General features: G+C 67.3%; 10 protein-coding genes. 3 read left to right on the top strand and 7 right to left on the bottom strand.

Annotated features, from left to right (window positions below; all coding sequences use genetic code 11):
• Positions 1-13: 13 nt before the first annotated feature.
• Positions 14-1,117 carry an ImmA/IrrE family metallo-endopeptidase gene (locus ACWY4P_RS27470; protein WP_456203012.1) on the bottom strand — a complete coding sequence of 368 codons (1,104 nt, stop codon included), beginning with the start codon at positions 1,115-1,117 and terminating at the stop codon, positions 14-16.
• Between the two features lie 5 nt (positions 1,118-1,122).
• Positions 1,123-1,719, bottom strand: a complete 597-nt coding sequence (locus ACWY4P_RS27465; RefSeq protein ID WP_456203011.1) for a hypothetical protein — start codon at positions 1,717-1,719, stop codon at positions 1,123-1,125.
• 738 nt (positions 1,720-2,457) lie between these two features.
• Here ACWY4P_RS27465 and ACWY4P_RS27460 point away from each other — a divergent pair.
• The 3 genes from ACWY4P_RS27460 (at position 2,458) to ACWY4P_RS27450 (ending at position 6,151) form a co-directional block, all read left to right on the top strand.
• Positions 2,458-3,528, top strand: coding sequence for a DNA cytosine methyltransferase (locus ACWY4P_RS27460; RefSeq protein ID WP_456203010.1), 1,071 nt, complete (start codon positions 2,458-2,460; stop codon positions 3,526-3,528).
• Between the two features lie 65 nt (positions 3,529-3,593).
• Positions 3,594-4,811: a NaeI family type II restriction endonuclease gene (locus ACWY4P_RS27455; protein ID WP_456203009.1), complete on the top strand. Its 1,218-nt coding sequence runs from the start codon at positions 3,594-3,596 to the stop codon at positions 4,809-4,811.
• Positions 4,812-5,050: 239 nt separating this feature from the next.
• Complete coding sequence (locus ACWY4P_RS27450) at positions 5,051-6,151, top strand: MrcB family domain-containing protein (RefSeq protein WP_456203008.1); 1,101 nt, start codon at positions 5,051-5,053, stop codon at positions 6,149-6,151.
• A 166-nt stretch (positions 6,152-6,317) separates the two neighbouring features.
• Here the strand turns inward: ACWY4P_RS27450 and ACWY4P_RS27445 are convergent, their stop codons facing one another.
• From ACWY4P_RS27445 to ACWY4P_RS27425, 5 genes are read right to left on the bottom strand one after another with little or no spacing between them, the layout of a single operon-like run.
• Positions 6,318-7,088 carry a DUF6339 family protein gene (locus ACWY4P_RS27445; RefSeq protein WP_456203007.1) on the bottom strand — a complete coding sequence of 257 codons (771 nt, stop codon included), beginning with the start codon at positions 7,086-7,088 and terminating at the stop codon, positions 6,318-6,320.
• Complete coding sequence (locus tag ACWY4P_RS27440) at positions 7,085-8,005, bottom strand: hypothetical protein (protein WP_456203006.1); 921 nt, start codon at positions 8,003-8,005, stop codon at positions 7,085-7,087. Before ACWY4P_RS27440 ends, ACWY4P_RS27445 begins: the two co-directional genes overlap by 4 nt.
• Complete coding sequence (locus tag ACWY4P_RS27435) at positions 8,005-9,843, bottom strand: hypothetical protein (RefSeq protein ID WP_456203005.1); 1,839 nt, start codon at positions 9,841-9,843, stop codon at positions 8,005-8,007. Before ACWY4P_RS27435 ends, ACWY4P_RS27440 begins: the two co-directional genes overlap by 1 nt.
• Entirely contained in the window at positions 9,840-10,856 is a 1,017-nt protein-coding gene (locus ACWY4P_RS27430; protein WP_456203004.1) for a PD-(D/E)XK motif protein, read from the bottom strand. Before ACWY4P_RS27430 ends, ACWY4P_RS27435 begins: the two co-directional genes overlap by 4 nt.
• The gene (locus tag ACWY4P_RS27425) at positions 10,853-13,435 is read right to left on the bottom strand and encodes a Z1 domain-containing protein (protein ID WP_456203003.1); all 2,583 of its coding nucleotides are present in this window, start codon (positions 13,433-13,435) and stop codon (positions 10,853-10,855) included. The genes ACWY4P_RS27430 and ACWY4P_RS27425 overlap by 4 nt, the downstream gene beginning before the upstream one ends.
• Positions 13,436-13,810: the final 375 nt, after the last annotated feature.

Here is a 13,810-nt window from a genome sequence, read left to right as displayed (position 1 = left end):
AGAAGCTTCTGCGTTAGAACGCGACGCGACTGCGCAGCTGAATTACGTTGCTTTCCTGATTGGATACAGAACGAACGGGGGCAAGGGGCAGTTCTTCCGCCGTTGCATGCTGTTCAAGGACTTGCAGCATGAGCTCTTCAGACCAATCGGCCCCACGTGCGGCAGATTGGGTGCTAAGGCCAGCACCATAATGGATTTCCATCAGTTTTCGGAGCGCGCGCGGTTTCTCCTGAGGTACGTGTCCAGGTTCTTGGCGATTCCAACCGCGAGCGCTGATTTGCTTGTACAAGCTGATTGCGCGCTCCTGGTCGATCAAGCCAATCTCTCTGGCGCCACGGACCAAGCTCTTGATCGAGACCCCCCATTGCGTCTTTAGCATGGCGAGTGAATTCAGTGTCGGCCTGGCAGGCATGACCTGCTCCAGGGCAGACCGAGGCGTCAGCAGTTCAGCCGCGAAGGCATCAGCTTCTGCTTCAACCGCAGTTCCCGTTTGGCCGGGCTTATGCAAGACAAGGTGTCCCAACTCGTGAGCCACTGTGAACCTTATCCTGTCGCCAGGTACTTCAGACAGTAGGGCGATAACCGGTTCGTTGCCCTGCCATGCGCAGAATCCATCTAGATTGTCTGCCCGGAAAGGAAGACCCAGGACGGTGACTCCCGCACGCTCAACCGCCAGGATTAGATAAGGAAGCGGCTCATGAGGCGTGAAGCCCAAGACGACCCTGGTAGCCGCAGCCGCCTTGGCGGGATTCGTTCCTTGCATAATGGGAATCCGGCAGGGGATGTCCCGAGCGCTAGAGCTTAGGTTTCGATATTCTTCATACACGAGTCTGGCCCACTGCATCGCCGCAGTCTTGACTCGCTGTGTCAGGCGACTCCGCGCTCGGAGCTGAGGAGATAGAGCTTCTAGGTCGGCCGCCGGTGGCCGCCGGAAGAAATCAACCGAGACGCCGAAGGTCGCAGCCAGAAGAGCCTCCGTCTCCTCGTCTGGCTGCGTACCCCCCTGCTCGATCCGAGACAGCTGATACTGCGACAGTCCGGGCACCACTTGAGCGAGCTCGCTCTGCGTCATCTGGTGCATCTCTCGCACCTGCTTGACGCGCTCGCCGTGGATCATGTCGCTTACTCTCCTAGCTGCCTGTACTGCTGGTCCGGTTCAAGCTCATCCAGGTCAGCCGCCCGAAGAGTAGCCATGCTCCGGGAGAGCTTGCCAACCCAGTCGAAGCGCACGCTGTTCCGCCGATGATCGCCCCCAGTGGGCCGCACGAGCGTCATCGGATCAACCAACTTACCTGCGTCGTCCCTCCACAGGAGCAGCAGGTTGTCGGTCTCCAGGCCAGGGATCGCGGAGTCGGCATCCTGCCTCCAGAACGCCTGCCGCTTCCTCGAAGGGCCGGGAGGAGGGATGGCTATCCCGCCGGTCTGGTCATCCTCGATGGGCCGGAGTATCCGTACGGCCATGCTTCTGTAGAAGAGCAGCAGGCCGGACATGGGGTACAGCGGACGGCCCTCGTCGGTCTCGGCCTGAAGCCCTTTGCTCCGCAGGTGTTCCAGAGCGACCCGACGCGCCGTATGGGCGTAGTGCCATGGGTCATCCGTCCGGACCAGGCTGTTGGTTGTGTGGTGCTGATTGGCGGCCTTGAGTCCTTCCTCAAGGGCGCTGAAAACCGGTGGGATGACAGGCTGTAGCTGTCGCACCGACTCTGCGTACGTTGCCATGTGCATAATATGCCACGCAAGTTCACACCTCAGTCCCGACTTCTGGACTTCGATCGCGCACGAGGTTATTCGAACTTGCGTTCTATGGCGAGAGGTGTTGGTGCCGGATGGAGTTGCTGGACTCAGTAGCCGGCGTCTGTCGTCGGAGAGTGGTCAACGCCCAAAGACGGCCGAAGCGCAAGCGCCCCGGGGCCCAAGGGTGATCGCAGCCCAGCACTCTGCGAGGCGCAGTTCCGGGCGCTCGCGGCCAACCTGTGGCCAGGGCCAGTTCCTCAGTGGTAGGCGGAAGTGCTGACCTGCAGGTCAGTGCGGGTGTCTGCCCTGAGAACCGACCGGTCTTGAAAACCGTTGTCGTGCTCCCGGCGCGTTACAGCTTCCTCTACTGCATCAGGGCGCTCGCTGCGCTCGCGCAGCCCGGCCTGTCGCCGGTGTGCGAGCCGCCCGATCGGCCCCCAGAAGGAAAGACCAGGACGGCGGGCCGCCGTACTCGACCACAGGGGAGGGGCGGGCGATCCGAGGGGGCACATCTCGCGGGAGCAGCCGCAGCGATTCACGGGCCCCTCGTCGTTGCCCAGGATGCCGGTGTCATGGCGGGACGACCTCACAAGGGCATGAGGCTTCGCTGTCAGTGTCTCGCGGTACGCTGCATGGTCGCCAGCGAGCGACAGTCAGAGCGGGCAACCGGGCTCACCGAGCTCGGAGCACCGTCGCCCCGTTACGACACATCCGGAGACCCGAGTGCAGCCCACCAAAATCGTGGACCTCTTCGCCGGCCCCGGCGGACTCGACGTGGCAGCGGAGAAGCTTGGTGTCCCCACGGTGGGCGTCGAATGGGACTCGGCTGCATGCACTACCCGCCGTGCCGCGGGCCTGGAGACCGTCGAGGGGGACGTTCGCCTGTATGGGCCCTCCGACTTCCCCGAGGCCGACGTGTTGGCCGGCGGGCCGCCGTGCCAGACCTTCACCGTCGCGGGAACAGGCGTCGGCCGCAGGGCCCTCGACGACGTTCTGAGGTTTGTCGAACGGCTCGTTGCCCGAGAGGATCGCGAGGAGGTCGAGAAGGATCTTTCCAAGCTGGACGATGAGCGGACGGGGCTCGTCCTGCAACCTCTCATGTGGGCGCTCGACGCCATCGACAAACTCGACCGCCCCTACCGGGCGATCGTCCTTGAGCAGGTGCCCGCCGTACTTCCAGTGTGGAAGGCATACGGGAAGGCATTGGTCGAGGAGGGCTATCAGGTCGACTGCGGCATCCTGCACACCGAAGCATTTGGCGTCCCGCAGACCCGTCGGCGGGCTGTCCTGATCGCCCGATACGGCAAGGATCCGGTGAGGCTCCCATCAGCGACCCACCGCATCTACCGCAAGGGCGTCGCTCGAGACTCCGGGGACACGAACCTGTTGCCGTGGCGGACGATGGCCGACGTGGTCAGCCGAGCGACCGCCTTTGAGGTCATCTCCAACTACGGCACCGGGGGCGACCCGAAGGCCCGCGGTCGCAGGCGGTCCGAAGAGCCGTCCGCCACGGTTACGGGGAAGATCTCCCGCAACCGCGTAGTCGGCCTGGATGGCTCCGAACTCGACCGCTTCTCCTTCTCCGAAGCAGGCCGCCTTCAGACCTTTCCGAGCAACTACCCGTGGTCCGGACGTGACGTCGGTCAGCAGATCGGCAACGCCGTGCCTCCCCGGCTGGCTATGCATGTCCTCAGCGCCGCATTCGGCTGGGTCAGCCCAAGTGAAGACAAGCTGCAGGGCCTTAACACGTGGACGGTTCGCCAGCCGGTCGAGGATGCGTCTCCTGCTGTTTGACGGCCGCGCCCGCTGTGGTGGGGCTCGTCGAACCCGGCTGAGTGCCTGCTGCCAGACTTCAGCGCGTGACGATACAAGAGGGTCTGCCGTTCCCGCAGGATGCTGCTCAGGCTGGCGTGCAGGAGTCGCGAGCGTTGGCGGCGAAGTACTCGCGCCGCAATAGGTTCCGCACCTGGGATCCCCCGCGCGAGGCCATGGGCAAGGTGCCGCGCGAGTGGCGGATCCAGTCCGGTCTTAGGCAGCACGTCCCTGATGACCTTGCCCCGTTCGTGGAGTGGTTCGACAACCAGCCGGAGGCGCGAGAGCGCTTCCGATGGGCACTCCGTGACTCCCTCGACGAATTGCTCGATGGTCCGCGGACCGGGCGCTGGGCGTACCAGCACCTGACGAAGACCGAGAAGACGTATCTAGGCACAGCTGTCGAGGTGAACCTCACCAAGGAGTTCGAAATCGACAACGGCGCAGACCTCGACTGGTCCATCGCCGGCCTCGACATCGACTGCAAGTTTTCCAAGGATCTCGGCGGCTGGGAGATCCCGATGGAGATGTATCTGTGCGCTGACCACGGCGAGCGTGGTGGTCGTGCCAACCATGTTGCAGTGCTGACCTGGATGAACGACGACACGAGCCAGTGGGCCGCAGGCATAGTGCGGATCACCGATGAGCGCTTGCGCTGGAAGCAGGAGCGGGATGCTAACGGCAACCGCGTCCGCGCCTACAACCGAGACAACAAGCGCAAGCTCGACTACGGCGCCAAGTCTGAGGTGTACTGGCTCTGGGGTGGGCTCCAGACAGATCTGCCGACGAACCTGCTGCTCCATCTGGAAGCCGAAACACGCAAGCGCATTCTCACTGCATCACTGCCGGGCCGAGCCTCATCGGGACAGCAGCGGGTGAACCAGCTATTCCGCGAGGTGCCGGACCGGATCATTGGCCGACAGACCGTGTTGACCGTCGCCCAGCAGGATGACTCGCCGAAGCGAGCCCGCGACGCACGGATAAAGCTGCGTCGGCAGGGCATCGTCGTGCTGGGTCACCAAGGATCACACCCCCACGTTGCCCGCGCGCTCGAACTGCCGGTACCGATCAAGGGTGAATGGATCTCCACCCGCCTCGTTCCCGTCTCATCTGACGATGCGCGACCGAAGTTCTCACTGGACGGCCAGTTCTGGGCGCGCGCTCGTGAGGATGAGCTGCATCTTGAACCCGGTCTAGCGCCCGACCTTCCCGATAACCGAGAGATCGACGGGCCGAACCGCTTTGGGCTCGATTTCACCTCGTAGCTGCCCACTCAGGCGTCTCGGCAGCACGACGGCCTAGCAGACCTACGGGCTAGGCCAGCAAGCCTCACGAAGAGCGCCGCGTTGTCGCCTGTGCCACCCCAAGGCGTCCGGCTGGAAACGCCGAGCAGCGCTGGCAGCGCGCTGCGACATAGGCAGGCCTGCCCACCCGGCCGGGATCGCAGTACGTCTCAGGCCAACTTGCGCAGCCCAATGTCAGTGTCCGTAGCTACTGTTCGGGCGTGGATGAACTCTTGAGTGAGGTGCTCGGCCTTCAGAAGGTGTGGCAGGCGAAGAACAACGAAGAGATGCAGCGCCGTGGCTTCGTCGTTCGTACCGAGATCCGCGATTGGCTGCGTGAGCATGCCAAGGCTCTCGCCGCAGCCATGGAGATACCCCTCGACGATGTAGGGGTGGAGGGCAAGGACGGGGCCGGGCAGAGGGCTGAAGTCGTATGGACCCGCGTCTACTCGAAGAGCAGAACCCCGAGCGCAACCGACGGCTGGTACATCGCCTATCTGTTCAGCGGCGACGGTGAACGCGTCTACCTGTCGCTCATGCAGGGCACGACCGAGTGGATCGCCGGCGAGCTCAAGCCCCGCGAGCCTGCCGCCCTGAAGAAGCGCATCGACTGGGCCCGCCCCCTCATCGAGCAAGTCGCCGCCAAGCGCTGCGACTTGCTGACAGAGATCCGCCTCAACGCGCGCACGAAGCTCGGCAAAGGCTACGAGCCGGGCAACGTCGTGGCCATCGAGTACCAGAGGGACGCCATCCCCAACTCGGGCGCCCTGAGCGAAGATCTGCTCTTCATGGCGCGGCTCTTGGGGCGTCTCTACAAGGCCGCGGACGACGCGACCCACGTTCCCGGCGACCTGCCGGTCGAGGTCCGAGAGGCAACCCAGAGCGCGGCAACCACCGCGAACCGCAGGAGCGCCCGCAAGGGCGGTCAAGGATTCCTCCTGACCGCAACCGAGCGCAGGGCCATCGAGAAGCGCAGTGTCCTACTCGCCACGGAGCACTTCGAGGCCCAGGGATGGACCGTGAAGGACGTCGGCGCCAGCAAGCCGTACGACCTGCACCTGACGCGAGGGGGCGAGAAGCTCCACGTAGAGGTGAAGGGGACCACGTCCGACGGCAGCCAGATCATCCTGACGCGGGCCGAGGTCGAATGGCAACGCAGGTTCGCGCCGGACAACGCTCTTGTGATCGTCCACTCCATCGAACTGGATCGCACCGTTGAACCTGTGACCGCGACCGGTGGAATCCTCCACTGCACCTCGCCGTGGACCATCGAGGAGGAGACCTTGACTGTCATCTCCTACATCCATCGAACCGGACTGTGAGGCGGTCGGCGAGCGACTGCCTTCCCCAGGTGTCCCCCGGCAGCGGGCGGCACACCGTACGTCGCAGGTCGCAGGTGGTCGACGGAGCCCACAGTAAGTCTGCCGACAGGCTCCCTACAGTTCTGAGGATTGCAGCCGATGCGGCAGTGGTTGTTGGCGGGTGGGTTCAGGGGTGGGTGCTGGCGTGTTGGAGGGCCTGGATGGATTGGGCGACAAGGGTGTGGATTCTGGTTTGGATGACGGTTTCGTCGAGGGAGGTGAAGGAGGTGTAGGGCAGGAGGCGGCGTAGGCGTTTCGTGGTGTCGCGGACGACGGCGCGGCGGGGGACAGGCAGGGTGGTGAGGTGGGGGGCGGTCAGTTCGCGGGCGAGGGCGCGGGCGAGGGGTGGTGTGCCGCCGATGGTGCGGCGTTCGAAGATCTGGTTGAGGTCGGACTCGGTGAGACGGTCGAGCAGGTCGTAGTGGGTGGCGCCGTCGCGGGTCTCGGCGAGGGCATGGGCCTGCCACCACAGGCGGGCGAGGGTGTGACGGACCAGGCCGGTGCCGATCCAGCGTTCGGGGGTGCGGGTACCGAAGCGCCAGGCGGTGACGTCGGGGACGAGGCAGGTGGCGAGGTAGGTCCACATGTCGCCTTGGCCAGCCTCGGCGGGGGTGATGTCCATCGTGGTGTGCAGGGCTTTAGCCGCAGCGCGGTCGAAGAGGATCTTGTTGTGGTCAGCGGGCGGGGTCGGCTGACCGGCGCGCTGTGCACAGTCGCGCAGGGTGTCGGCGAGATGGTCAAGGTGGGCTGGGGTAACGGGGGTGCCGCCGGTGGTGCCGTAGAAGGCGGTGGGGGAGTGGCCGACGTGGTTCTTGATGTCCTGTGGGGTCAGAGTCGTGTAGTGGGCCAGGAGCGTCGTGGCCTCGGCGGGGGTGATCCGTGGATACAGCAGGCTCATGGCGTCTCCCGGCGCATTTGATGCTGGCGGCGCAGGGCGCCCTGCAGGGCAGCGGCGAAAACGGAGGGTTCGGCCTCGCGCCAGGTAGCCACGGTTTGCAGTGACGCGCCGTGGAACAGATTGGAGACCAATACCGTCAGGCTTTCGGCCAGGCTGCCAGGTTCGTCAGCCGCGTCGGTGACGGCGTCGCGCCAGGCGGGGCGCAGGCAAGCTTCCACCAGTTGGCGGGCGATGTCGTCGTACATCGTCTCGAGCAGACGGCGCTGCATTGAGGTGGGGGCTGCTGCCCGGGTGGCGGCGGTGACCAGTTCGGTGTCGGTCCGGTTGAGGTAGAGGCGGATGCCGCCGGTGACGGGGACGGCGGGGTCGTCGGGCAGGCCCAGCGCCCATCGGGCGTCCTCGTCGAAGCCGTGCAGCGCGAAGTCGATCACAGAGATCGGGAAGCGGGAGGCGCCGCCCTCCAGGCGGACTTCTGCGCTCTGCTCGCACAGGATCTCCCCGGCGTGGCGGGGGGTGAAGGGGGGCGCCGCCTCGGGGCGGGGGACGTCGTCGGCGAGCACCAGGCGTGTGTGGATCACGAGGGTGCCGCCGAGGTCGGTGCCCGACAGTTTGATCTGCACGGTCAGGTTCGTCGCGTCGACCACGAGGCGGCGGAACGCCGATCCCGTGTAGTGCGCGGCTGAAGAGTGCCAGTCGACGACCAGGGCAAGCGGGGTGTCGGCGGGCAACCTGCAGTCGGCCAGCGCCCGAGGGTGGTCGACGGTGACATGACGGGAAAGGGTGAGGTCGGCCTGGGGGTCCCAGTCCGGCAGCAGCGCGGGCAGCTCTCGGGTGCCCTCGGCGTCGTCGATCTGCCAGGGGCCGCACGTCAGGACCTGGGGGGCGGGCTGCAGGAACGGCATGACGTCGTGTGCCATCAGCGGGCTCCTTCCTGCACGAGGTGGGCGCTGACGCGGACTCGTGTTGCGGCGCCCGCGACGGGGCGCACCACCACCACCCAGTCGCGTCGGTCGGCAACGGTGAGGGTCAAAACGTCGCCCTCGCGTATCTCCGCCGCGTCGGAGCTGCGGAAGCCCACCACCTCCGGGCCGATCGCGCCGGCCGGTGGATCGTTCTCGCTGCCGTGGTCCAGGGCCACTGAAGCCATCGCCAGGACGCGGATGGGGGCGGCGGCCGAGGCGACGCTGATATCGGTGATGACGTAGAAGGCGCCGTCGATCTCGACGAGTCGGGGCGGGGCGAGGGTACGCAGTAGGCTGCCCGTTCCCCCGCCCCCTGGCCGCACTGGGGCGGGGGGCGGATGGTCGGCGCCCTGGCCGCTGCCGGTGGGCACCAGGGAAGCGAAGCGGTGGGACAGGGCTCCCAACGGCGGTTGGGGGCCAGCGGCCGACACCCGTTCGGGTTCGGCGAGGGCGTACTCGCGCATGCGGTTGTCGATCGTGCGCAACGCCGAGCGCACCAGCTTCCTGGCGTCGGAGTCGGGCATGTTCTTGGGCACCCAGGCGTCGTGGGTGGGCGGTTCGGCGGCAGCGAAGGCGTCGTCCACCCCCACCGCGGTGCGGAAGACCGCGCCGTAGGAGACATCGCTGTCCGGGAGTTGGGGGCCCGGTCGGTAGTGCACCACGAGGCCCGCCTGCCGCATCAGGGCGCAGTGGTGCATGGGCCCCTCGGATGGGGCGGCTACGTCCGTCCAGTGCGGGCGCACCGGTGTCATGAACGCCTCGAGGGCGAAGCGGCCGAGGTCGACGGCGGGATTCCTGCTGCGCACGTGACGCCCGTCGGTGTGGGCGCTGCGATGGGCGCGGATGAACGGCTGCAGCCGGGGGACTTGGTCCGGGTCGGGCAGGTCCAGCGGCCGGCCATCGACGCTGACGCGGCAGCGCATGCGCGCGGCGCCCGGGGCGTTGTCGATCATTACGGGCCACAGTTCCCAGAGCATGGCGGAGCCGAGGAATTGGGCGGCTTCCTCCATCGTGCGGGGGCGCTCGGGTTCGTCAGCCTCCACGGGGGCGCTCGAGCCGAACCGGGCGCCCACGATCACGATGTCGGTGCCCAGTTCGTCGCCAGCGCGCGCCGGCAGGCCCAGGGCGTCGGCTACGGAGTCGGCGTCCTCGTCCAGCAGCGGGTCGGGGATGTTGTCCCCGGCGATGCGTCCCCACCAGTGGCGGCCGGTGTAACGGCGCTCGGCGTGGTCGAAGCCGGTTCCCAGCGCGGCGGCGATCAGGCGAGTCTGCACGCGGTCCTGCCACCGGCATCGGGTGCGCACCAGGACGGTGCCGGCCGCGCTGGTGGTGAACAGCACGCCCTTGCCGAATCCGTACGTCCCTCCGCTGTGCGCACGGCGGTTAGTGCGGCCGATGTCGCGGACCAGTCCCACGAAGTCCGTGCTGCCGTGGTGGACGCGGTCGCCGCGCAGCGGTCCGCCCAGACCGCCGGTGCCGCGGTCGCTGACGGTCAGCAGCACGGTGTCGGGGTCGTGCAGCACTGCGGCCAGGCCCAGCGACGTGTCGTCGCCGAACACCGGCAACAGGGCATCGATCCAGGGCGCCAGGCCGGTCTCGCCCGGTCGGGCGAGTGCGAGATCGAAACCGACCTCCCCGGTGCCTAGGCGGGCATCCCAGGTGTTTTGCGCGGCCTCCCGCACCAGGACTTGCAGGGGGTCCAGGTCGGGGCGGCCGAGCTGTTTGCGGATGCCCTCCGCGTCGGAGGCACCCTCAGGGGCGGAGGGTTGGGCCCACCACACGGGAGCATTCATGGCGTCGACCGTCCCTCGAGCCGGGCCACAACCTGTTCGTGGTCGAGGGCGTCGGGCAGTCGGTCGGCCACGTCCAGGGTGTAGCGGACGGCGTCGATGCCGGGCGGCAGGGGACCGCGCAGGTCGGCCGGTGTCAGGGCGGGGAAGCCAGCGTCGACGGCGAGCCCGAGCAGCCGAGGCTGGCCGTAGCGCGCGCCGGCGTACAGATCCGCGTCCGCTGTGCTGTATCCGGCCTTAGCCAACTGCTCGATCACGCCGCGGGAGTCGGCGGCCGCGGCCACCACACGCTCGGCGAGCTCGGGCAGCGACGTGCCGGACGTGTCCTCGACCAGGCGGACCAGGACCAGCGTCAACCGGCCGCCGGGCGGCAGGGCCAGCTGGTCCAGACCGTGGATCTCCACGGTGGAGCCGCCCCGACCCAGCGTCTTGACCTCCACATCCCAGGTGCCGGGCAGGCGGAAGTCGTGGGGCACCCGGTCGGGCCCGGTCCAGATCTGGGTGGGCCGCAGGAACGCATCGCCGTGCAGGACGTGCTCCAGCACGGTCAACTCTCCGAACAGACCGCGCTGTTCGGAAGTCGCCAGCCGCCCTCCGCGGCCCTGGAACATCTCCCGCCAGGCGTCAAGGGTCTGCCAGCAGGTGTGCGCGGGAGCGCCGCCGTCCTCGGCCAGGCGCTGCAGGACCTCGCTGACCACGTCGTCGAAGAGGTCGCCCAGGTCCGTGCGGTGGCATACCAGGTCCGCGTAGTGCTGCACCCGGCCCTCGACCCGCAGACTCTCCCGCTTGAGCCGCACGTGCGCCGAGCGCAGGTCCTCGTGGACCTCCTCCAGGCGGGCGACGGGCAGCAGCAGATGGCGATCCCCCCGCGCGTCCAGCCCCACCTGCACCTCGCCCGCCGTCACGGCCAGGCCGATCGGCGCCATCGTTATGTGCTCGCCGGCAATCCGCCTCGCCCCCACCACCGGCCAGGTGAACCGCAGCTCGCGCCGCCAGTCGGTGTCCGCGCCGCTCATGCGTCGTCCGCCTCATCGTCGAGGGCGTTGGCCTGGTCGTCGTACTCCGCGTCGTCGACCGCCTGGTGGTCGACGCCCACCTGCACGTACCGGTTGGCGACCTTGTCCTTGGAGTTGCCGGGGAAGACGAAGGCGGCGCCGACGACGTGCTCGACGGCCTGAAGCGGCCGACGGGTGTCCCGGTTGGCCTCGTCGGGCGGGGAGTCCTTGGCGATCGGATACAGAAGCAGCAGACCCCGATCCTGGAAATCCGGGTGGTCGTTGCGCAGCGCCACCAGGCCCTCCTCGAACCGGCGCCGTGCCTCGGCCGCGGGCACGTCCATGTCGACGACCCGGTGCTCCTTCGTCATCAGCGTCTTGATGTCGGCCTTCGCACCGCCGCTGTCCTTCAATTTGGACCGGTTGACGGTGCCGACCCGCACCCGCTCGTCGAACTCCACCACGTGCCGGGCGTCTGCGGCGGGGCCGCCCATGACCGCGACGGTCCAACTGAGCAGGCTCTGCGGCGAACGCCGGTTCTCGGTCTCAATGTAGGCGCGGATCAGACGCGGCTCGAGGTCCGGCGAGTCCTCGTGCACCCGATAGCTCTCCAGGAAGTGCAGGACGTGACGCACGTCCACGTCGCGCAAAAGCACCTCCCCGGTGCCGCGGTCGTCCAGTGCCGCGCCGTCGCGCAGCGCGTCGCCGACCAGGGTACGAGCCGCGCGCAGGTTGCCAGCCAGCCACTCCCGCTCGTCCTCGGGGAAGTAGCGGGTCTGCACCCGGCGGCCGCCGTAGGAGGCGTACGCCGTCCGGGCCCGCCCCATCTTTGCCGTCACGTTCAGCACCGGATGCGTGCGGATGCGCACCCCCACCTCGCCGGGCGGGATATCGTCCTCCTCATAACGCCTGATGTCCAGGCGGATTTCGTGCTCGACCGTCGCCAGGTGCCGGAAGTACTCCTTGAGCTGCTGCGTCATCCAGATCCGGGGCAGGTCCTCGTAGCCGGGACGGAACCCGAACCATCTGCCCATCTGCAGCAGCGTGTCGTAGGTGCGGGCCGAACGGACGAAGAAGCTCACCACCAGCCCCTCGAGCGTCAAGCCCCGCGAGAGGGTGTTGCCACCCACCGCAATCGCCACCACCGGCTCGGGCCGGGAGTAGTCCAACCGGTCGCGGCTGCGGTGGTTGTCGAGGACCACATCGGTCTGCGCCACGATGCCGGGCAGGTGCTCGCGCAGATCCCCGAAGGGGACGAAACGATTGCCGAACTGAGCGGCGGGAACCTTGCGGCTCTCCTCCTCCCACTGCCGGCGCAGCCGTCCCACCACCTCCTCGTCGTCCTGCTCCAAGGCGTCGACCATGGCCTGGCGCATCCGCTCCAGCGGCTCCCGGTAGGCCTCGTGCACCACCGTCTGCATGCTGGGATGCACGAGCATGGTGGAGTGCTCGTGGTCCCCGCGGCAGCGGCGGGCCGCGGTCGCCAGCCAGAAGTAGTGCACCGCTGCGGTCAGTTCGTCGGTCATGGTCGGGACGAAGCCAACGGTGTCTGCTCGCCGGCGCGGCCGCAGCCGGTCGACCGTGGCGGCGGGAACGATGCGGATCATGTCGTGGCCGTCGAGATCACTGCCCGTCGCCTCGCCCTCCACCGCCTCCCGGCCGAAGATCTTCTCGGCGCCGAAGTACCCGTCCGGCTGGGGCAGGCTGAGGATGAACGTCTCCGGGTACAGATCACCGGCCGAGGGGTCGATGAGGACGTTGGCGAAGGGGGTGGCGGTGTAGCCGAGGTAGGTCCGCTTGTCGAACAGGTCGAGCAACTGGCGGATCTGCGGATTGATGATGGGGGTGTCCACGCTCGCCTGGTCGGCCTCGTCGTCGATAATCAGCACCGGCAGGTCGGCGAACGTCCCGGCCTTGACCGCAGGCCTGAGCCACTCGATCAACCGCTGCAGCCGTTTGTGGTTCTTCTTCACCACGCACAGGGTCACCCCGGTGCCGCTTTGATGCAGATACGCGGCCGCCTTGGAGTTCTGCTCCTCGAAGTCCGCCTCTGCGGACGTCAGGGTGAACCACCCGTCGTCCTTGCGGGCCAACAGCTGCTCGGCCAACCGCTCCTGGGTCTGCCGGCGCAACCCGTTGTGAATGCCGGACAGCACGATGATCAACCGGTATCCCACGTCGGCCGCCTTCGCGATCACCGCCGTGTAGTTCGTCGTCTTGCCCGACTGCACGTGCCCGACGACCAGGCCCTTCGTCAAGAACGTCCCGTGCGAGGGGTCGTTGGTGTACGCGATGATCTTCGAGGAGGCCTCGTCCAGCACCTCCAGGCGATCCGTGGGCCAGCCGTCCTGTCGCAGAAACTCGGCGTACGGCACCCAATAGGGATCGTCCGCCAACGGCCCCGGATACCAGGGCTTCATCCCTGGCGCGGCAAGGATCTTCGGCGGGTAACCCACCCGGACCGATTCCGCACGCCTTTGGAACTCCCGGACGTAGCCCTCGATCTCGTCCGGGTCGAACCGATTCTGGAACTTGAGCACCGTCTGCTCCAGACCCTTGCGCTGAGCCTGAGCTGCAAAGACGTCGAAGAAGTCATCCACGGACCCGACTTTAGGGCAACCTACTGACACACAGGCGCACTTGGGGCACACCAGGCACTCGGGGCGTTTCCCGAACAGGACGGCGCCCGGGTCGGTGCGCTCCATGCGCCGTGGCATCCGTCCGGGCCGTGGACGCATGGACTTGTGACTGCCACACGACTGTCAGGGCGACAGAGCTGGCTGAGCCGGAGCGGAAGGTCGAGATCCCACCTCCTGCACTGCAGAAAGTCCGCAGACGGCCTGCTGCGCTCGCTCGATGAGTGGACGTCCCCCAGGCGTCCCCCGACAACCTCAACTGCACGCACAACTGCAGGCCACAGGTGATGCGCGGAGCCCGCTGTAAATCTGCCGGCTCAACCTTGCCTGCGCGCGACT

Source organism: Streptomyces sp. LZ34 (assembly GCF_053890475.1).
Note: the sequence above shows the minus strand (reverse complement) of the source record. Positions and strands in the feature narration are given on the sequence as shown.

What these genes read in the sequence shown, in the direction of transcription:
- ACWY4P_RS27470 (WP_456203012.1), bottom strand. Translation starts at nt 1,117, where the DNA reads ATGATCCACGGCGAGCGCGTCAAGCAGGTGCGAGAGATGCACCAGATG.
- ACWY4P_RS27465 (WP_456203011.1), bottom strand. Translation starts at nt 1,719, where the DNA reads ATGGCAACGTACGCAGAGTCGGTGCGACAGCTACAGCCTGTCATCCCA.
- ACWY4P_RS27445 (WP_456203007.1), bottom strand. Translation starts at nt 7,088, where the DNA reads ATGAGCCTGCTGTATCCACGGATCACCCCCGCCGAGGCCACGACGCTC.
- ACWY4P_RS27440 (WP_456203006.1), bottom strand. Translation starts at nt 8,005, where the DNA reads ATGGCACACGACGTCATGCCGTTCCTGCAGCCCGCCCCCCAGGTCCTG.
- ACWY4P_RS27435 (WP_456203005.1), bottom strand. Translation starts at nt 9,843, where the DNA reads ATGAATGCTCCCGTGTGGTGGGCCCAACCCTCCGCCCCTGAGGGTGCC.
- ACWY4P_RS27430 (WP_456203004.1), bottom strand. Translation starts at nt 10,856, where the DNA reads ATGAGCGGCGCGGACACCGACTGGCGGCGCGAGCTGCGGTTCACCTGG.